14 protein-coding genes are annotated in these 20607 nt (G+C 63.0%); 12 read left to right on the top strand and 2 right to left on the bottom strand.

What is annotated here, in order from left to right; translation table 11 throughout:
- The first annotated feature begins 5 nt into the window (after window positions 1-5).
- Both CXR00_RS00925 and CXR00_RS00920 read left to right on the top strand, forming a co-directional pair.
- On the top strand, window positions 6-4850 hold the full coding sequence (locus tag CXR00_RS00925) for an NAD-glutamate dehydrogenase (RefSeq protein ID WP_104052539.1): 4845 nt from the start codon (window positions 6-8) through the stop codon (window positions 4848-4850).
- 21 nt (window positions 4851-4871) lie between these two features.
- Window positions 4872-6353 carry a sensor histidine kinase gene (locus tag CXR00_RS00920; protein ID WP_104052538.1) on the top strand — a complete coding sequence of 494 codons (1482 nt, stop codon included), beginning with the start codon at window positions 4872-4874 and terminating at the stop codon, window positions 6351-6353.
- Between the two features lie 129 nt (window positions 6354-6482).
- On the opposite strand, the gene CXR00_RS00915 is transcribed toward CXR00_RS00920, so the two are convergent.
- Window positions 6483-6731 carry a WhiB family transcriptional regulator gene (locus tag CXR00_RS00915; protein WP_104052537.1) on the bottom strand — a complete coding sequence of 83 codons (249 nt, stop codon included), beginning with the start codon at window positions 6729-6731 and terminating at the stop codon, window positions 6483-6485.
- 248 nt (window positions 6732-6979) lie between these two features.
- On the opposite strand from CXR00_RS00915, the gene CXR00_RS00910 reads away from it, so the two are divergent.
- The 6 genes from CXR00_RS00910 (at window position 6980) to CXR00_RS00885 (ending at window position 14646) form a co-directional block, all read left to right on the top strand.
- Window positions 6980-7417, top strand: coding sequence for a hypothetical protein (locus tag CXR00_RS00910; protein WP_237688597.1), 438 nt, complete (start codon window positions 6980-6982; stop codon window positions 7415-7417).
- 256 nt (window positions 7418-7673) lie between these two features.
- On the top strand, window positions 7674-9734 hold the full coding sequence (locus CXR00_RS00905) for an acyltransferase family protein (protein WP_258060236.1): 2061 nt from the start codon (window positions 7674-7676) through the stop codon (window positions 9732-9734).
- A 105-nt stretch (window positions 9735-9839) separates the two neighbouring features.
- Entirely contained in the window at window positions 9840-11027 is a 1188-nt protein-coding gene (gene glf, locus CXR00_RS00900; RefSeq protein WP_104052536.1) for a UDP-galactopyranose mutase, read from the top strand.
- A 92-nt stretch (window positions 11028-11119) separates the two neighbouring features.
- Window positions 11120-13036 (top strand): glycosyltransferase, encoded by a 1917-nt coding sequence (locus CXR00_RS00895; RefSeq protein ID WP_104053664.1) that lies wholly within the window; start codon window positions 11120-11122, stop codon window positions 13034-13036.
- A gap of 2 nt (window positions 13037-13038) precedes the next feature.
- Entirely contained in the window at window positions 13039-13911 is an 873-nt protein-coding gene (locus tag CXR00_RS00890) for an ABC transporter permease (protein WP_104052535.1), read from the top strand.
- Between the two features lie 3 nt (window positions 13912-13914).
- Window positions 13915-14646: an ABC transporter ATP-binding protein gene (locus tag CXR00_RS00885; RefSeq protein ID WP_104052534.1), complete on the top strand. Its 732-nt coding sequence runs from the start codon at window positions 13915-13917 to the stop codon at window positions 14644-14646.
- Between the two features lie 77 nt (window positions 14647-14723).
- On the opposite strand, the gene rfbA is transcribed toward CXR00_RS00885, so the two are convergent.
- Window positions 14724-15596 (bottom strand): glucose-1-phosphate thymidylyltransferase RfbA, encoded by an 873-nt coding sequence (gene rfbA, locus CXR00_RS00880; protein ID WP_104052533.1) that lies wholly within the window; start codon window positions 15594-15596, stop codon window positions 14724-14726.
- A gap of 255 nt (window positions 15597-15851) precedes the next feature.
- On the opposite strand from rfbA, the gene CXR00_RS00875 reads away from it, so the two are divergent.
- From CXR00_RS00875 to CXR00_RS00860, 4 genes are all read left to right on the top strand, one after another.
- The gene (locus CXR00_RS00875; RefSeq protein ID WP_146068437.1) at window positions 15852-17186 is read left to right on the top strand and encodes a hypothetical protein; all 1335 of its coding nucleotides are present in this window, start codon (window positions 15852-15854) and stop codon (window positions 17184-17186) included.
- A 65-nt stretch (window positions 17187-17251) separates the two neighbouring features.
- Window positions 17252-18250: a dTDP-glucose 4,6-dehydratase gene (gene rfbB / locus CXR00_RS00870; RefSeq protein WP_104052531.1), complete on the top strand. Its 999-nt coding sequence runs from the start codon at window positions 17252-17254 to the stop codon at window positions 18248-18250.
- A gap of 4 nt (window positions 18251-18254) precedes the next feature.
- Window positions 18255-19682: a bifunctional dTDP-4-dehydrorhamnose 3,5-epimerase family protein/NAD(P)-dependent oxidoreductase gene (locus CXR00_RS00865; RefSeq protein WP_104052530.1), complete on the top strand. Its 1428-nt coding sequence runs from the start codon at window positions 18255-18257 to the stop codon at window positions 19680-19682.
- On the top strand, window positions 19679-20584 hold the full coding sequence (locus CXR00_RS00860; RefSeq protein ID WP_104052529.1) for a glycosyltransferase family 2 protein: 906 nt from the start codon (window positions 19679-19681) through the stop codon (window positions 20582-20584). The genes CXR00_RS00865 and CXR00_RS00860 overlap by 4 nt, the downstream gene beginning before the upstream one ends.
- Window positions 20585-20607 lie beyond the last annotated feature (23 nt).

Here is a 20607-nt window from a genome sequence, read left to right as displayed (position 1 = left end):
ATTACATGTCGTCTGGATCCCGTATTCCGGATCTACCAGGTACCGACGATTCCCTGGACGAATTCATAGGGAACTACTACGAACATCTGGCGGGGGAAGACGCAGACGGATATCCGCCGTCGGCACTGCAGGAAAGAGCCCAACGCCACCGGGCGCTGGGCGCCGTGCGGCCGGAGGGCCAGGCGTCTGTGGACATGTTTGATCAGGATGATTCCAGCATCATCCTGATCGTTACTGATGACATGCCGTTCCTCGTGGATTCCGTGACCGCTGAAGTGGTGCGCCGCAATGCTGCCATCCGGCTCGTGGTGCACCCAACCTTTTTGGCCAGCCGTGACCGTGAGACCGGCGAGCTGCAGTCAGTGCACCGCGTTCCTTCGGCCGCCGGTGTTTCCAGCGGAGACACCGCAGCCCTGCCCAACCTTTCCAGCCTGCTGGGCAGCCAGGACGAGACCACCCGGGTGGAGTCCTGGATCGCCGTCGAAATTGGACGCGTGAGCGACGAAGCGCAGCGCACCGAGCTTATTGAAGGACTCCGGAAGGTCCTCGAGGACGTGCGGCTGGCCGTCACTGACTGGCCGGCAATGCGCGCGAAAGTCCATGAAGTTTCCCGCTCTCTCGAAGCTGCCGGCAACGCAGGCAGCATTCCCGATCTTCAGCAGGCCCGCGAGCTGCTCTCCTGGCTGGACAACGGCAACTTCACCTTCCTGGGCTACCGGGAGTATGACCTGATCACCGAAAACGGCGAGGACCTGCTGCAGGTCAGCGAAGATAAGGGCCTGGGGCTGCTGAGCCGCTCCTCGGGCGCCCGCCGCGTTCAGCACCTGACCAGTGCAGGCCGGGCCAAGGCACGGGAAAAGCGTGCGCTGGTGATTACCAAGGCCAATTCGCGTTCCACCGTTCACCGTGCCGCTTACCTGGACTACATCGGTGTCAAGCGATTCGACGCGCAGGGGAACGTCAACGGTGAGCGCAGGTTCATTGGGCTTTTCTCCACGGGCGCCTACACCGGTTCGGTGCGCAACGTGCCGATCGTGCGGGACAAGGTTCGCGAAGTCATGCGCCGTGCAGGTTTTCCTGCCGACTCGCATTCAGGAAAGGATCTGCTGTCCATCCTGGAGACCTATCCGCGGGATGAGCTCTTCCAGATTGACGTGGAAACACTGCTGGAGACTGCCCAGAGCATACTGCGGCTGCAGGAACGCCGCCGCACCCGGCTGTTCCTCCGTCCCGATGTTTACGGCAGGTTCATGTCCGCGCTGGTCTTCCTGCCGCGGGACCGGTACAACACCTCGGTCCGCCTGCGCATCCAGGATGAACTGCGCTCCAGCTTCAATGCGGAGTCCATCGACTTCGAAGCACGGTTGACCGAGTCCGCACTGGCCCGCCTCTTTTTCCGTATCCGCCTGCCGCGCGGCGTCGAAATGAAGAACCTGGATCCGGCTGCTCTGGAGCAGCGGCTGGTCAAGGCCGCCCGGTCCTGGAGCGAGGGGATCAGCGAAGTTGTCCGGGCAAAGTACGGCAGCGACGCCGAAAGGCTGGCTGGCCTGTGGGCTGAAGCCTTCCCCGAAAACTACCGTGTGGGCTATGAAGTCGAAGACGCCCTGGAAGACATCGCCCGCTTCGAGGCGCGTCTCGCGGCGCCGGATTCCGCCCCCGAACTGTTTGTCTACGTTCCGGAGCGCACCGGTGTCACCGGCGACGAAGACGCACGGCTCAAGCTGTACCTTCTGGAGCCGCGCTCCCTTACACAGCTGCTGCCGACCCTGCACAACCTGGGCCTGGAAGTCCTCGACGAACGTCCTTACGAGATCCGCCGGGGAGACGGCACCACCGTGTTCCTGTATGACCTGGGACTGAAGTACCCCGCCGGGCTGGATCCGGTGAAAACCGGTTCGCTGCTGGCCGAGGCCTTCCGCGCCGGAATGTCCGGAGCCAGCGAGTCTGATTACTTCGACCGCCTCATTCTTGAACAGGGACTTTCCTGGCGCCAGGTGGTCATCCTGCGCAGCTACGCCAAGTACATGCGCCAGCTGGGGAACACCAACTCCTACGGTTTCGTAGCGGGCACGCTGCGCCGGAATCCGGACGTGGCACGTGCTCTGGTTGCTCTGTTTGAAGCCCGCTTTGATCCGGATCTGTCCGAGGACGAGCGCACTGCAGCCGAGGAAACGGGCCGTGCCGCACTGGACTCCGGTCTGGAGCAGGTTCCCACGCTGGACGCGGACCGGGTCCTGCGCACCGTCGCCAACCTGATCAACTCCACCCTGCGCACCAACTTCTACCAGGACAAGCCGTACGTCAGTTTCAAGCTGAACACGGCCGCGATTGAAGGCGCTCCGTTCCCGCGGCCCAAATACGAGGTATGGGTTTACTCCCCACGGGTGGAAGGCGTGCATCTGCGCTTCGGCGAAGTGGCCCGCGGCGGTCTGCGCTGGTCAGACCGGCGCGAAGACTTCCGCACCGAAATCCTCGGCCTGGTCAAGGCCCAGACGGTCAAGAACGCCGTGATCGTGCCCACCGGTGCCAAGGGCGGATTCTATGCCAAGCAGCTGCCGGATCCGGCGGCGGACCGCGCGGCCTGGATGGAAGAGGGCAAGGAAAGCTACCGCACCTTTATCCGGGCGCTGCTGGACATTACCGACAACCTGGTGCTGTCCGAGGACGGCGCGGAACAGGTGGTCCCGCCAAAGCGCGTTGTGCGTCATGACGGCGATGACAGCTACCTCGTAGTGGCGGCGGACAAGGGCACTGCTTCCTTCTCCGACATCGCCAATGCCCTGTCGGCTGAATACGGTTTCTGGCTCGGCGATGCTTTCGCCTCGGGCGGCTCCGTTGGCTACGACCACAAGGCCATGGGCATCACGGCCCGCGGCGCCTGGGAATCCGTCAAGCGGCACTTCAGCGAGCTGGGTGTCGACACGCAAACCGAGCCCTTCACCGCCGTTGGCGTTGGAGACATGAGCGGCGATGTTTTCGGCAACGGCATGCTCCTGTCCGAGCAGACCAAGCTGGTGGCGGCGTTCGACCACCGTCACATTTTCCTGGATCCGAACCCGGATCCGGCGGCATCCCACGCGGAACGCCGGCGGCTCTTTGAGCTTCCGCGTTCCTCCTGGGCAGATTACGACGCGTCGCTGATCAGCGAGGGCGGAGGAGTGTTCCCGCGCCAGTCCAAGAGCATTCCGCTGAGCCCCCAGGTCCGCAAGGTGCTGGGCCTGGAAGACAGCGTCACCAAAATGAGTCCGCCGGATCTGCTCCGCGCCATCCTCAAGGCGCCTGCGGACCTGCTCTACAACGGCGGCATCGGCACCTATGTGAAGGCCTCCACGGAAACCCATACCGAGGTAGGGGACAAGGCGAACGACGCGATCCGAGTTGACGGGCGCGACCTGCGGGTCAAGGTGGTCGGTGAAGGCGGCAACCTGGGCATGACCCAGCGCGGCCGCATTGAAGCCGCCCGGGCCGGAGTCATCCTCAACACCGATGCGATCGACAACTCCGCCGGTGTCGACTGCTCGGACCACGAGGTCAACATCAAGATCTTTGTGGACCGGATGGTTGCCGCCGGGCGGCTGGACCCGGCAGAGCGCGCCGAGTTCCTGCATTCCATGACGGATGAAGTTGGGCGCCTGGTTCTGCAGGACAACAAGGACCAGAACATGCTCCTGCTCAACGACCGCCGGCATGTCATTGAATGGAACCCGAGCTTCGAGCGGCTGATGGACTGGCTCGAAAAGCACGCGGACCTGAACCGCGAGCTGGAAGCGCTGCCCTCCAACGAGGAGCTGCGCGCCCGGGTGGCGGCCGGCGAGGGTCTGACCTCCCCGGAACTGTCGGTGCTGGCGGCCTACGCCAAAATCGAGCTGACCAAGGCCCTGACCAACTCCGATCTGGCCGATGACCCCTACTTCAGCGGCACGCTGCGCCGGTACTTCCCGAAGCAGCTCGTGGAGCGGTTCGAGGACCAGCTGGACACCCACCCGCTGCGCCGGGAAATCATCTCCACGGTGGTGGCCAACGACATCATCAACATCGGCGGCATCACGTTTGCCTTCCGTGTCATCGAAGAGACCTCGGCCACCGAATCCATGGTGGCCCGGGCCTTCACCGCACTTCGGGAAATCTACGAGATCGACGGCGTCGTGAAGGAGCTGAACCACCTGCCGGCCAGCTTCCCCACGGAAAACTGGACCACCATCCACCTGGACATGCGCAGGCTGCTGGACCGTGCCGTGCGCTGGTTCATTAACCATGTGGGACGCGGAAGCTCCATCGACGAGGACATCGAAGCGTTCAAGCCCGTCATGACCCCGCTTCGCGCAGACCTGCTCGAGTACCTGCAGGGAGGGGACCTGGAGCGGTTCCGGAGCGCACTTGACCGGTCCCGCCAGTGGGAGCTCCCCGAAGGCCTGGGCACTTACTGGGCTGAGCTGTTCGAGAGCTTCGGCCTGCTGGACATCGCGCTGCTGGCCGCCAAGCGGGTGGATGAACCGGCTGCGAACGTTGCCGGCGTGTACTTCGCCCTCTATGAGCGGTTCGGCGTGGATGACCTGCTGGAGCGGATCACCAAGCTGCCGCGCGGTGACCGTTGGCAGGCTCTGGCCCGGGCAGCGCTGCGTGATGACCTGTATTCGACGGTGGCTGACATGACGGTGGCTGCGTTGACGGCAACCGCGGGGCAGGCGGAGCAGGACCCGCTGAAGCGGGTGGAATTGTGGGAAGAGCAGAACGCCGACAATTTGGAACGCGCCCGTGTCATGTTCGAAGATGTGAACAAGCTGGAGCACGAAGACATGGCATCCCTCTCGGTTGCCCTGCGTCTGCTGCGCTCCATCGTTCGACGCTAGAAACGAAAAGAAGACGAGACTGTGGCCATATTCACCGACCCCATCAAGGATCATGCCGATTTTGGACCGGGAGACGCGGAATGGCTGCACCTCTTGGTCGGCGACTGGCAGCTGGTCGCCGACCTGGCGTTCTCCGATCTGGCGCTCTGGTTTCCGGTTCCGGACGGAAGCTACGTAGCCCTGGCGCACGCCCGCCCCTCGACGTCGCACACTGTATTCCACAGTGACTTCGTCGGGGAGCGGATCCGTGCCGATCTTCAGCCGCTGGTCGACAGGGCCTGGACCAGCCAGGTCATCGAGCGTTCACCCGAAACAAACTGGACCGCGGAGACGGCAATGCGGGTGGAAGCCATCCCCTTTGTCCGCAACGGCCGAACCCTTGCCGTGGTCACCAGTCACATGGATTTGTCCTCCTCCCGCATGCCCTCACGGCTGGAACTGACCTACCGGCAGTGTGCCTATGACCTGCTGCGGATGGGCACGCTGGGTCTCTGGCCGGACTTTGCCACACCCACCGGTTCCCGCCGCGGCGCTCCGCGGGTAGGGGACGGACTCATCCGAATGGATGCCGACGGCATTGTGCAGTACGCCTCGCCCAACGGAGTCTCCGCCTTCCGCCGGCTGGGGGAGATGGAGAGCCTGGAGGGGCGGGCCCTCGCGGAGATTACGACGGCGCTGCTTAAGGACCGCCGCATGGTGGACGAGACACTGCCACTGGTGGTGACCGGCCGGATGCCGTGGCGCACCGAGATCGAGTCCCGCGGGGTAAGCCTCTCCCTGCGTGCCATTCCGCTGCGGGACGAGAAGGAGCGCTTTGGTGCCCTGGTACTGTGCCGGGATGTCTCCGAGCTGCGCCGCCGGGAAATGGAACTGGTGTCCAAGGACGCCACTATCCGTGAAATCCACCACCGGGTAAAGAACAATCTGCAAACCGTGGCAGCCCTGCTGCGGATGCAGTCGCGGCGGATGGAGAGCGAAGAAGGCAAACAGGGGCTGGCGCAGGCAATGCGCCGGGTCGCCACGATTGCGCTGGTGCACGAAACGCTGTCTCAGGGACTGACACAGAACGTGAACTTCGACGAGCTGATCGACCGGCAGTTCCGGCTTGCCGCGGAGGTCGCTTCCCCCACGCAAGAGGTGAGCACTGAGAAGGAAGGCTCTTTCGGAGAGCTGCCCAGCGATTTTGCAACACCGCTGGCCCTGGTGATCAATGAACTGGTGACTAACGCCGTCGAGCACGGACTTTCGGACCGCAAGGGTACGGTGTGGCTCAGTGCCGCCCGGCAGAGGGGCGCCTACGCCGAGGAAATCCTCACGGTCACCGTGGCCGACGACGGCGCCGGGCTGCCGCCGGAGCCGCGGCGGGAGGGGCTGGGGCTGCAGATTGTGCGCACCCTCGTCCAAAGCGAACTGGACGGCACCATTGAATGGTCTGCCCGTCCGGGCGGAGGCACAGAGGTTCGGATTGAAATGGGACTGGACAATGAGTCACGCAGGAGCTGACGCCCCGGCGGACGGTGCGCTACGGAGCACCCGGGGTTAAACAGGAATGGCCGCTGCCCGTGGCAGCGGCCATTCTGAAGTCTTGTAGACGAGATCAGTCCCGTGGGACCGCCAAGCGTCCGTGCTGAATTACGAAGCGCGGCGTGCTCGTGCGGCACGACGCTTCAGTGCGCGGCGCTCATCTTCGCTCATACCGCCCCAGACGCCTGCGTCCTGGCCTGTTTCGATGGCCCACTGGAGGCAGGTATCCATGACCGGGCACCGCCGGCACACACTCTTGGCTTCTTCAATCTGAAGAAGAGCCGGGCCGGTGTTGCCCACAGGGAAGAACAGCTCCGGATCCTTGTCCAGACACGCTGCGCGGCTCCGCCAATCCATGTTAATCACAATCTCCTCTAAATAGTTGACTCCCACGTGTTTGTGAAAACATTCACGAGCAACTGCAAACGAAAGGGGCCAGTTCCGGCCCCTGATTTCCCCAACTACTAGGATTCCACGTTACGGAAACTCAGACAAGGGTTAATCTGCCCTCAATCTGGCCAAAGGCGTGAGGGATGCGTCACAGCATCCGTTATCCGGGCCCCATGGGCCGGACGCTCTCCGACTATGTCCGGTAGTGTGCCAGTGTGTCAAGACCCCAAGAACCACAGCCCCCGGCCGGTCGCCCTGCGTCCGTTCCGGCGGCCGTCATTGTTATTTCGGCAGTCCTCGTCCTCGAAGCAGCGGCCCTGCTGGCGCTGGCAGGTTGGTTTGTCTACAGTCTCTTCACCACCGAGGCGGCATCCCTGGGCGGAGCGGTTTTCACGGCAGTCATCCTTGCCGCCGCAGGTGTGTGGCTGCTGGTCCTCGGCCATTTTTTCTTCCGCGGCTTCCGCTGGACCCGTGCCGGAGCGCTGGTGTTCCAGCTGTTCGCGATAGTCCTTGCCGTTCCAACTCTGCAGGGCGGAGTGGTCCTCATTGGCCTGCTCCTGCTTTTGCCCGCGGCAGTTGTGCTGCTGCTGCTGTTCACCCGCCCGGTGCTGGAACACACCAGCCGGATCTCGGGCGAGCCGAAGGCCTTCTAGGAACGATCTCAAGCGGGGCCCAAAGGCGGTATCCGCTGTCTGATCGGACACAGGCGCCGGCGTTCCGCCGAGAGCCGGGGAGCATCCTCTGTTGGCCGGTTCCTCGCGTGTTGGCCGTCAAACCGGGTCAGCAAGCCGCATAAAATGGAAGCTGGCGGGGACTGTGGGCGGTCCCGCGGCCGAAGCCTAAGCTCAGGCCGCAAGGCTTTGAGGGTATTGTCTATGGCTGGAATGCCTGTACTGACGAGAGGACTATGTGTCTAGGCTAGAAACGGAAACCGTACCGGTCTCCCCTGACACCCCGGCTCCGTCGGCAGTAAAGTCCACCTACCGCCCCGAAGTGCAGGGACTCAGGGCCCTCGCAGTGCTGATGGTCGTCACCTATCACATTTGGTTTGGGCGTGTCTCCGGCGGTGTGGATGTTTTCCTCCTGATCTCCGCCTTCCTGCTGACCCTCTCTTTTATCCGCAAGGTGGAGGGTGGGCGGGCCCTCCAGCTGGGAAGATACTGGCTGCACCAATTCAAGCGCCTGCTGCCGCCCGTGGTGGTGGTGCTGCTCGGAACACTGACGGCAACGGCGCTGTTTGTTCCGCAAAGCAGGTGGACCGAGATTCTGTCCCAGAGCTGGGCTTCGCTGCTGTATTTCCAGAACTGGCTGTTGGCGGCCGAATCCGTGGACTACTACGCTGCGGACCACAGCACCGCGAGTCCGCTGCAGCATTTCTGGTCGCTGTCCATTCAAGGCCAGGTTTTCATTCTGTGGCCCCTGCTGCTCGCCGCGTCGGCGCTTTTGGCCAAAGCCTTTAGGCTCCGTTTCCGTGCCGTGGTGCTGGCCGTCTTTGGTGCAGTTTTCGCCGCTTCCTTTACTTTTTCCGTTATTGAGACCTACGGAAACCAGGCGCACGCCTACTTCGACACCCGCACCCGGTTGTGGGAATTCGCTTTCGGAACCCTGCTTGCACTGGCCCTGCCGTATCTGAAGCTGCCCCGGGGTCTGCGGGTTGTCGCCGGGTGGCTGGGGCTGGCCGCGATGCTCAGCGTCGGCTTCCTGCTGGACGTGCAGGGGCAGTTCCCCGGCTATGTCGCGCTGATGCCGCTGATGGCGGCATCGCTGGTGATCGTGGCCGGGCAGACAGGCAGCCGAATCGGTGCAGACCGGTTCCTGTCCTGGAAGCCGTTGATGCGGCTGGGCGACATGTCCTACGCCTTGTATCTATGGCACTGGCCCGTCCTGGTGATCTACCTGATCTGGCGTGACAGGCAGGAAGTGGGACCGGTAGGCGGAACAGCGATCATCATGCTCTCCCTTGTCCTGGCCTACCTGACTACCAAGCTGGTTGAACGCCCGCTTCGTTCCTCGGCCTGGGTCAATCGAAACTCGATGCGGGCCGCCGTAGTGATTGGTTTGTGCGTCGCCCTGGTGGCAGCCCCGGTAGCCGGCTGGCAGTACGGGCTGAAGGTCCAGGCCGAGCGGCTTGAAGCCGAGGCGGTCAAGGACAACCCGGGAGCACGTGCGTTGCTGGCGGATTTCACGGACCTTAGCAACCCGGATGCACAGCCCATGCCCCTGCTCAGTGCCCTGTCCAAGGAATGGGGTGTCCTTGAAACAGACTGCTCGAACCTCGAAGTTCAGCCGTCCGACCCCGCGCTGACGGAATCCTGCATGGCCTCGGTTCCGCCGGCGGCCCCGGAAAAAACCATTCTCGTGATTGGTGATTCCCATACTGAACAGTGGCTTGGGGTACTGGAGCCTATGGCCAGGGAGCACAACTACCAACTGGTTTCCCTGCTGCTGGGTGCTTGCTCCTTCGGAGCGACCTCTGACAGCAGGGGTGCAGGATGCAATGACTTCAATGCTGCTGCGCTCGAGTACGCCCAGGAACTGAAACCCGACGCGGTCTTCACCGTGGCGACGGCCGCCCATCCGGTGGAAGCACTTGATACGCCGGTGGACGGGCTGGCGGAGGCGTCCGCTACTCTGCAGCAGGCGGGGATCCCGGTGGTGGGTGTCCGCGACAATCCCCGGTATGCCTTCAACATGATCAGCTGCGCCGAGGCCAACGGATCGAACTCAGAAGCATGCACCGCGGATGTGAACGAGAAACTTTCCGATTCCCGTGTCATCACATCCTTCTTTGCAGCGGTTCCGGGAGTGGAACTGATGGACATGACGGATGTGATCTGCCCGAACGGGATCTGCGGCCCGGTGGTGGGCAACGTTTACGTCTACATGGATGACAACCATCTGACGACCACCTACACAGCCTCAATGCTCGAACAATTCGAGCAGCGGTTCCACACAGCCGTGAACTGGTAGCGGGTGGGCCGTGTTGCCAAAAGTGCCGGTGTACCGATTCTCGGATAACCTAGACCGTCGGGTGCGTGCCCGCATGGGCCGTACCGAAACAAACAGGAGAAACAAGTGAACGTTGACCTCGTCGTCGTCGGATCGGGATTTTTCGGTCTGACCGTAGCCGAGCGCGCTGCAAAGGAACTGGGCCTTAAGGTCGCTGTCCTGGATCGCCGCCACCACATTGGCGGCAACGCCTACAGTGAAAAGGAAGCTCAGACGGGCATTGAGGTGCACCGCTACGGAGCGCACCTTTTCCATACGTCCAATGAACGCGTCTGGGAGTACGTCAACCGGTTCACCGAGTTCACCAACTACGTTCACAAGGTGTACACCAGCCATAAGGGCGAGGTGTACTCCATGCCCATCAACCTGGGCACGATCAACCAATTCTTCCGTTCCTCCATGGGCCCCGCCGAGGCAAAGGCCCTGATCCAGGAGCAGGCCGGCGAGCTCGCCGGAACTGATCCGGCCAACCTCAATGACAAGGGCATCCAGCTGATCGGCCGCCCGCTGTACGAGGCGTTCATCAAGCACTACACCGGCAAGCAGTGGCAGACCGATCCCAAGGACCTGCCGGCCGAAATCATCAGCCGCCTGCCGGTCAGGTACAACTATGACAACCGGTACTTCAACGACAAGTACGAGGGGCTGCCCGTTGACGGGTATACCGCCTGGATCGAGCGGATGGCGGACCACCCCAATATCCAGGTGCACCTGAACACCGATTTCTTCGACGCCGGACATGAGTTCTCCCGCGACGCCACCCGGGGCCAGGTGCCGGTCATCTACACCGGCGCCGTGGACCGCTACTTTGACTATGCCGAGGGCAACCTCTCCTGGCGCACCATTGACCTCGAAGAAGAGGTCCTGCCGATGGAGGACTTCCAGGGCACCTCGGTCATGAACTATCCGGATGAGGACGTTCCCTACACCCGGATCCATGAGTTCCGTCACTTCCACCCTGAACGCGACTACACCAAGGACGCCACGGTCATCATGCGTGAATTCTCCCGGTTCGCGGAGAAGGGTGACGAGCCGTACTACCCCGTCAACACGGCGGAGGACCGGGCCAAGCTCCTGGCCTACCGCGACCTTGCCAAGGGCGAAAAAGAAGTCCTCTTCGGCGGCCGCCTGGGCACCTACAAGTATCTGGACATGCACATGGCGATCGGATCGGCATTGTCGATGTACGACAATAAGATCAAGCCCCACTTCACCGGCGGGGCAAAGCTCGAAAGCGGAGGAGTTGACGCGTGAGCCAGCTGAAGACTGAAGAAAAGCAGGGCACCACCGGGGAATCGGAGCAGTGGCATACACTGCAGCGCATTATTTTCCCGGACCAGAGCCAAATGGACACGGCACTGCTGTACGTCGACAGCGGCTCTGCCATGGGTGCGCAGTTCAACACCATGGACGGCTCCATGATGAAGTCCACCAAGACGCAGAGCACCGAGGCCGCCGCATCCGGCGGTGAAGTGCATGTTGAGGACTTCCTCTCCCGCACCGGCACCATTGCCCGCCCCGGGCAGCGCCTGTCCTTCGGCACCTACTTCAATGCGTTCCCGGCGAGCTACTGGCGCCGCTGGACCGACGTTGAAAGTGTCCGCCTGCACGTGGAAACCAAGGGCGCCGGCGCCGTCAGCGTCTACAAGTCCAACGCCCGCGGCTCCCTGCAGCACGTGGAGACCCGGAGGGTGGACGGTGACACGGTTTCCGACTTCGACCTCACGCTGAAGCCCTTTGGTGACGGCGGCTGGTACTGGTTTGACCTGGTGGCGGGCGCCGAGCCCATGGCCCTGGTTGAAGCCAACTGGATGGCCGAAGGCGAGGCGCAGAAACCCGGTTCAATCACGCTGGAAATCACCACGCTGAACAAGAACGAGTTCTGCCTGAACAACCTCAAGATTCTGGCGGACAATCCCGAGGCACTGGAAAACGTTGCCGAGGTGCTGATCGTTGACCAGGGAACAAAGAAGCTGGTCGATGCAGAGGGCTTCGCCGAAGCCGAAGCAGCGCTTGGCGGCAAGCTGCGAATGATCCACCAGGGCAACCTCGGTGGCTCCGGCGGCTTTGCCCGCGGCATGTACGAGGCGGTCGAGAGCGGCAGCGACTACGTACTGCTGCTCGATGACGACATTGTCATGGAGCCGGAGAGCATCACCCGGATGCTGACGTTCGCTGACCACTGCAAGACGCCCACCATCGTCGGGGCGCACATGTTCGACCTGTACAACCGCTCGGTCCTGCACACCTTCGGCGAGACGGTGAACGTCTTCCGTTTCCAGCCTGACCATCCCTTCAAGGAACAGGTGCTCGGCCACGACTTCGCGCGCTCCAACCTGCGCACCACCTCGTGGATGCACCGCCGGGTGGACGTGGACTACAACGGCTGGTGGATGTGCATGATCCCCACCGAGGTTATCCGCAACATTGGGCTTTCCCTGCCCGTGTTCATCAAATGGGACGACGCCGAATACGGCCTCCGCGCCAAGGCCGCAGGCTACAACACAGTCTCGCTGCCCGGTGCCGCCGTCTGGCACATCACCTGGGCTGACAAAGACGATGCCGTGGACTGGCAGGCCTACTTCCACAGCCGGAACCGCATCATCACCGCCCTGCTGCACAGCCCCTACCCACGCGGCGGACGGGTGGTGCGTGAGGGCAGCTTCATTGATATCAAGCACCTGATTTCCATGCAGTACTTCACTGCACAGGGGCGCGTGATGGCGCTGAAGGACCTGATCGCCGGTCCGGAGCAGCTCCACGACATCCTGCCCAGCAGGCTTCCTGCCATCCAGGCGATGCGCAAGGAATACTCCGAAGCACAGTTCGAAGCCGACCCCGAGGCGTTCCCCCGCCCGGGCATGGTCAAACCGCCGCGCCACGGGCAGGGCTTCAAAGCACCGTCCTACGTCACGCTCGTGCCCTGGGCGGCCAAGACCATTGTCCGGCAGCTGACCAAGCCGGTGGCGGAGTCCAACCTCGAACGGCCCCAGGCCCGGGTTGCCCACATCGACAACCGGTGGTGGCGCATGTCGCAGTACGACAGTGCGGTGGTCACCAACGCAGACGGCACGGCAGCCTCGTGGTACCAGCGGGATCCAAAGAAGCTGCGGAAACTGCTGGCCGAGGGAGCACGCCTCAACGCAGAAATCCTGAGGGACTGGCACAAGCTGAGCCAGAAGTACCGCAAGGCGCTTCCGGAAATCACGTCCATGGAGGCCTGGAAAGCGACCTTCGAAAAGCACTCGGAAGAGAGTAAGTAAGCTTGTCCACCGGCGCGCTTGAAACCCCGGGGCGGGGAGCAGGACTGGCTGATATTTTCCGGTCCCGCTTCCTGCTCAAACTGCTGGTTTCGAAGGAACTTAAGGTCCGGTACCGAGGATCGGTTTTGGGGCTGCTGTGGTCCTATGTGAAGCCCGGCGTCCAGTTTGTGGTCTTCTACATTGCCCTGGGCGTCTTCCTCGGACTGGAGGAAAGCGACCGGAACCCCGACGGCCTGCCAAACTACGCAATCTACCTGTTCTCCGGCATTGTCCTGATCAACTTCTTCACCGAAGCGCTCGGCAACGCGTCCAGATCCATCGTTGGCAACGGAGGCCTGATCAAGAAGATCTACCTTCCCCGCCAACTTTTCCCGATGGCTTCCGTGTGGGTTTCCGGAGTGCACTTTGTGCCGCAGATAGTCATCCTGGTGGTCGCGTGCCTGTTCAACGGCTGGCGGCCATCACTACTGCAGTTTGCGGCTGCGGCGGCAGGATTCATCATCGTGACCCTGCTTGCGACCGGTCTGGGCCTGCTTTTCGGAGCGGTGAATGTCTACTTCCGCGATGCGGAGAACCTGGTGGACATGCTCCTCATGATTGCCACCTGGGCCTCGCCGGTGCTTTATTCCTGGATTATGGTGCGGGACAAGCTGGGGGAGACGTACTTCAACATCTACCAGCTGAACCCGATCACAGTAGGCGTGGAAACCTTCCACTACGCGTTCTGGCTTCCCACTACGGACGGTGCCGAGGCAATTCCGCCGCATCTGCTTTCCGTGTGGATTCCCGTTGCCCTGGCTATTTCGGCAGCTGTGCTGCTGCTGGGCCAGCTAGTCTTCCGTCGCCTTGAAGGCCGTTTCGCGCAGGAGCTGTAAACCGTGGTAAATGCCATTGAAGTACGCAATATCAACAAGCAGTTCGTCCTGCGGCACACCCGCTCCATGAAAGAAGCGTTCGTCTGGCTGGTCAAAGGACGAAAAGGCGACCTGTCCGAGAAGTTCCACGCGCTCAAGGGTGTCTCGCTCGATATTGAGCAGGGCGAGACGGTGGCACTGCTGGGCTTGAACGGGTCCGGCAAGTCCACCCTGCTCAAGCACATCTCCGGCGTCATGCGCCCCGACAGCGGATCCGTGGGGACCAGGGGACGGGTGGCCGGGCTCATTGAGGTGGGAGCAGGTTTCCACCACGACCTCAGCGGCCGGGACAATGTCTACCTGAACGGCGCCATCCTGGGGATGACCGAGCAGGAGATCGATGAGAAGTTCGACTCGATTGTTGAGTTCTCGGAGATTGGCCAGTTCATTGATACCGAAGTGAAGTTCTACTCCTCGGGCATGTATCTCCGGCTGGCCTTCTCGGTGGCGGTGCATACCAACCCCGAGGTTTTCCTCGTCGATGAAATCCTCGCCGTGGGAGACGAACCGTTCCAAAAGAAGTGCATTGCCAAGATCCGTGAGCTCGCTGATGAGGGCAAGACCCTTGTTGTCGTGAGCCACGACCTGGACCTGGTGTCCAAGATCTGTGAACGCGGCGTACTGCTTGAACATGGCCAGGTCGTCATGGACGGCCCGGTTATCGACGTCGTCGCCCGCCTGCGCGGCCAGGGATAGGAAACCGGCAGACAGCAAAAAGGGCGGACCCGCAGGGTCCGCCCTTTTTTTGCTGCGCCGGTTGTGGTGGAAGCGCCTTACTTCTTGCCCGACTCGAGCAGGGAGAGCAGATAGTCTCCATAGCCGCTCTTTATCAGCGGCTCCGCCCGCTTGCGCAGCTCATCGTCCGAAAGGAACCCGAGCCGCCAGGCAACTTCCTCGGGCGAACCGATCTTCAGGCCCTGCCGGCTTTCCACGGTGCGGATGAAGTTGGAAGCGTCATTGAGGGAATCGAACGTGCCGGTGTCCAGCCAGGCGGTACCGCGGGGCAGGATGTCTACCCGCAGCTTCCCGCGTTCCAGATAGACCCGGTTCACGTCGGTGATTTCCAGTTCGCCGCGGGGAGAGGGCTTGAGGGACTTGGCGATTTCCACGACGTCGTTGTCATAGAAGTACAGGCCGGGAACCGCGTAGTTACTCTTGGGGTGCGCGGGCTTCTCTTCCAGGGACAGTGCCTTGCCGTCGGCGTCGAATTCCACGACTCCGTAGGCGGTGGGGTCCTGGACCCAGTAGCCGAAGATGGCACCGCCATCCACGTTTTCAAACCGGCGCAGCTGGGTTCCCATACCGTGGCCGTAAAAGATGTTGTCTCCAAGCACCAGGGCCACGGATTCATCGCCGATGTGTTCTTCGCCAAGGATGAAAGCCTGGGCGAGGCCGTCGGGGGAGGTCTGCTGGGCATACGTGATGCTGATCCCGAACTGGCTGCCGTCTCCGAGCAGCCGCTCAAACTGATCCGCGTCATACGGGGTGGTGATGATGAGGATGTCGCGGATGCCGCTGAGAATAAGGGTGGAGAGCGGGTAATAGATCATGGGCTTGTCGTAGACAGGGACAAGCTGCTTGCTGATTCCATGGGTGATGGGGTGCAGCCGGGATCCCGTGCCGCCGGCCAGTATTATTCCGCGCATGGAATCATCTTCTCCCAGCCCGTGGCACCGGCAAAATTGCCCGGTGCCCTCGGCGCACGTGGCGTGGGGCAGTTGCGGGCGAGGGGCGAGGGCACCGGTCCCGGTGCGCCCGGCGTGAAGCTGGCGGTAAGGTTGACCGGTGGGAGTTGTGAGTCTGTGGCCGATCCCTGCCCGGATACCTCCGCATAATTGCCGCTGTCCCGCCCGGGCCGGCTGGCGCTGCTGACACGAGGTGAGAAGGACATCAGGTTCAAGTTGGGTAAAACGATCAAGGCTTCCGGACCGAAAGCTCCCGAAAAGGGCATGGGCCAGGCTTCGGCCGCCGGCGTGGGAGCTGCCTCGCTGGCCTCCGCCGCCGTGGGTTACGTCGTGATCGTGGTGGCGGCCCGCACGCTGGACAAGCAGGACAACGCTGCCTTCCTGACCTTTTGGTCTGTGGTGTTCCTTGTCATCGGCGTGCTGGGCGGCATCGCCGTCGAGACCACCCGTGCCGCCAAGACAGCACGCAATCTCGAGGTTTCCGGTTCCGTGCCGGCAGAAACGCCTGACGGGCGGCGCCGGCCCCGCATGGGCCCGGTTGCTCTGGCTGTGGGCCTGGGGACGGGCCTTGTACTCGCCGCAGCGTCCCCTCTGTGGGCACCGCCGGTCTTTGGCACCTACGCCGCCGCACTCGTCCCGGTGGTCTGTGTGACCGCAGTGTTTTACGCCGGCCATGCTGTCATGATGGGTCAGTTCGGCGGGCTGGGACGCTGGGGGACTTATTCGAGAATGATTGCCTCCGAGTCAGCGGTCCGTCTCGCCGTCCTGGTTATGGTGGTGCTGATCGGGGCAACGGTAGCGGGACTGGCCTGGGCAACCGCCGCGGGCACCGCTGCCTGGCTGCTGTTTATGCTCCTCTCACCCCAAAGCCGCAGAGCCTTCCTGCAGCGCTCCGATACGAGCCTGCGGCCCTACCTGCGCACCGTGTGGCATGCCTGCATGGCCGCGGCGGCCAGTGCGTCACTGGTGGTTGGGTTTCCCGTCCTGCTGCGCCTGACCACCACGGATTCCGTGTATCTGGAATCTGCTGCCCTCCTGATGGCGCTGTCGCTGACTCGGGCACCGCTTATGATCCCGCTGCAGGCTTACCAGGGCGTCGCCATCACCCACTTCATGTCCCGGCGATCGGAGGGGCTGAAAGCAGTGGCTCCCATTTTCGGTTTGGTGATAGGAGTCGCCGTGGTGGGTGCTGCGGCGGCGTGGCTTCTTGGCCCCTGGCTCATGGTGGCCTTCTTCGGCGAACACTATGACATGTCCCCGGCGGTGCTGGCTGCACTGACGTTCGACGCCGGATTCCTGGCGCTGCTCACCCTGACCGGTGCGCTGACCATCGCCAGTAACCGGCACCGTGCCTACTCGCTGGGCTGGGTTACAGCCTGCGTGGTGTCCTTTGCCCTGCTGTGGCTGCCGCTGGATATCGAGACACGGACGATTATCAGCCTTGCCGCGGGTCCGCTCTGCGGCATCGCGGTGCACCTGTGGGTCATCGTTCGCTCAGCGCCCGCGTCCGGTGCCGCCGGCGGCACAAAGCGCAGCACTGCAGCCCCCTGAGCGAGGACTGCAGGCCTGTACAGACTCGGACAACGGCGCCCTGACGGGCAGGTAGGGTTAAAATCATGCAGAAACTTCTGGTGACCGGCGGAGCCGGTTTTATTGGGTCTAACTTTGTCCATTACGTACTCGAGCACACCGATGCGCAGGTTACGGTGCTGGACAAGCTCACCTATGCCGGCAACCGTGCCTCCCTGCAGGGCCTGGACCCGGCACGGTTCACCCTGGTTGTGGGCGATATCTGCGATGCCGCCCTGGTGGATCCGCTGGTGGCTGAGGCCGACGTCGTGGTGCACTACGCCGCTGAGTCCCACAACGACAATTCGCTGCATGACCCGCGCCCGTTCCTGGACACGAACATCATCGGCACCTACACGCTGATCGAAGCGGCCCGCAAGCACGGCACCCGGTTCCACCACATCTCCACGGACGAGGTCTACGGCGACCTGGAACTGGATGACCCGGCACGGTTCACCGAAGCCACCCCGTACAACCCCTCCAGCCCGTATTCCTCCACGAAGGCCGGCTCGGACCTGCTGGTGCGCGCCTGGGTCCGGTCCTTCGGGCTGCAGGCCACCATCAGCAACTGCTCCAACAACTACGGCCCGTACCAGCACGTGGAAAAGTTCATTCCCCGCCAGATCACCAACGTGATCGACGGCGTGCGGCCCAAGCTCTACGGTGCCGGGGAGAACGTGCGGGACTGGATCCACGCCAACGACCATTCCTCGGCCGTGCTGACCATCATTGAAAAGGGCGAGATCGGCCAGACCTACCTGATCGGCGCTGACGGGGAGAAGAACAACAAGGAAGTCGTGGAACTGATCCTGACGCACATGGGGCTGCCCGCGGACGCCTATGACCAGGTCATTGACCGGCCCGGACATGACCTGCGCTACGCCATTGATTCCTCCAAGCTGCGCTCCGAGCTGGGCTGGGCTCCGCAATTCTCCAATTTTGAGCAGGGACTGGCGGACACCATCGCCTGGTACCGGGAACACGAGCAATGGTGGCGGCCCCAGAAGGACGTCACCGAAGCCAAGTACAAGGTCCAGGGCCAGTAACGCCATGACCGTAGAATTCTCCAAGCCGCTGGCTGCCCGCCCCACGCCCATTCCCGGCGTCGTCCTGTATGACCTCCCGGTCCACGGCGACAACCGCGGCTGGTTCAAGGAAAACTGGCAGCGGGAAAAGATGCTTGCGCTGGGGCTGGAAGACTTCGGACCGGTGCAGAACAACATTTCCTTCAACGAAAAGGCCGGCACCACCCGCGGCATCCACGCCGAGCCCTGGGACAAGTACATTTCCGTGGCCACCGGCCGAATCTTCGGCGCGTGGGTGGACCTGCGCGAGGGCCCGTCCTTCGGCACGGTCTTCACCGCCGAGATGGGCCCGGATACGGCCATCTTCATCCCGCGCGGGGTGGGCAACGCCTTCCAGACCCTGGAGGACAACACCGCCTACACGTACCTGGTCAATGACCACTGGAGCGCCGGTGCCCAGGGGCAGTACACGTTCCTGAACCTCGCTGACGAGACCGCGGCCATCCAGTGGCCGATCCCGCTGGAAAAGGCGGAGCTCTCGGACAAGGACAAGGCCCATCCGCGGCTGGCCGATGTGGTGCCGATGCCGCCGAAGAAGATCCTGGTCCTGGGGGCGGACGGACAGCTGGGCCGTGCCCTGCGCGCTGAGTACGACGGCGCCGGGAACGTTGAGTTCGCTGCCCGCACCGACTTTGACCTCACCGATCCCGCGTCCTTCGCGTCACGGAACTGGAAGAATTACTCAGCGGTGATCAACGCGGCCGCGTACACGGCCGTGGACACCGCTGAAACAGCCGAGGGCAGGGCGGCGGCCTGGGCCATCAATGCCGAAGCCGTGGCCCGGCTGGCCCGGGTTGCCGTGGAGCACCGGATCACGCTGGTGCAGGTTTCCTCGGACTATGTTTTCGACGGCACTGTTGAGCCGCACCGCGAGGATGAACCGTTCTCGCCGCTGGGCGTGTACGGGCAGTCCAAGGCCGCCGGGGACACCGCGGCGGGGGCCGTTCCGGCGCACTATATTGTCCGCACGTCCTGGGTGATCGGGGACGGCAGCAACTTCGTGAAGACCATGGCCTCCCTGGCCGCCCGGGGGATTACACCGTCAGTGGTGGATGACCAGATCGGCCGGCTCACGTTCACCGAGGACCTGGCCGCGGGTATCCGGCATCTGCTGGAATCCGGTGCCCCGTACGGTACGTACAACCTCACGAACACAGGGCCCGCTGGTTCCTGGGCGGAGATTGCACGGGAGGTGTTCCGCCTCTGCGAGGCGGCACCGGAGTCCGTGACGGGTGTGTCCACGGCGGAGTACTTCGCGGGCAAGGAGGGCGTGGCTCCGCGGCCGCTGCTCTCCACCCTGGACCTGGGCAAACTTGAGGCGGCCGGGTTTGTGCCCGAGGCCGCGGCCAAGCGCCTGGAGAGCTATGTCCGGGATTTGGGAGAAGAATCATGACCGCCGAGCCGGAAGTGCTGGGCATTTACATCCCGTTCTGGGGAGACCTTGGCTATTTGCGGACCGCGGTGGAGAGTGTGCGCGGCCAGACAAGCCCCCATTGGCGCCTGACCGTTATCAACGATGATTACCCGGACCGCGCCGTTGACGAGTACTTTGCCGGGCTGGCGGAGGAACCGCGGATCCGGTACATCCGCAATCCGGAAAACTGCGGCATCACCGAGAATTTCCGCCGGTGCGTGCAGATGGCCACCGAGCCGCGGCTGGTCATTATGGGATGCGACGACTTCATGCTGCCCGGCTACGTCGAGACGGTGATGGCGGCTCACCGGGCGGCTCCACGGGTCGGGATCATTCAGCCCGGAGTCCAGGTGGTGGATGAGCACGGTAAACCGTCCGCCACGCTGGCGGACAGCGTCAAGCAGAAGATGCTTCGGCCGCGGACCCCGCCCGTCCGTATGCTCCACGGGGACCGCCTGATGGCGGGACTGATGCATGGAAACTGGCTGTACTGGCCGTCTTTGGCCTTCCGGCGGGACGCCGTCCAAACCCATGATTTCCGTGACGATTTTTCCGTGATTCAGGACCTCGCCCTCATTCTGGACCTGGTCATGGACGGCGAAGACCTGATGGTGCTTCCGGACCCCGTATTTTGTTACCGCCGCCATAGTTCCAGTGCGTCTTCACTGGAACTGGTGGACGGCAGCCGGTTCGAGGGGGAGCGCCGGTTCTTCTCCCTTGCAGCCAGCCTGACGGCAGACAAGGGGTGGTCCCGGACCCGGCGGGCCGCGCGGCTGCACCTCACCTCCCGTGCGCACGCTCTTGTCTTGGTTCCCGGAGCCCTGCGCTCGGGGAACACCCGTGCGGTTCCGATTCTGCTGCGGCACGCGTTCGGCAGCTGATCCGCCCCGTCCGAATACCTGAA

Origin of the sequence: Arthrobacter sp. 9E16 (assembly GCF_002929435.1) — a bacterium.
GTDB lineage: Bacteria > Actinomycetota > Actinomycetes > Actinomycetales > Micrococcaceae > Arthrobacter_B > Arthrobacter_B sunyaminii.
This window is presented reverse-complemented; position numbering and strand designations above follow the sequence as displayed.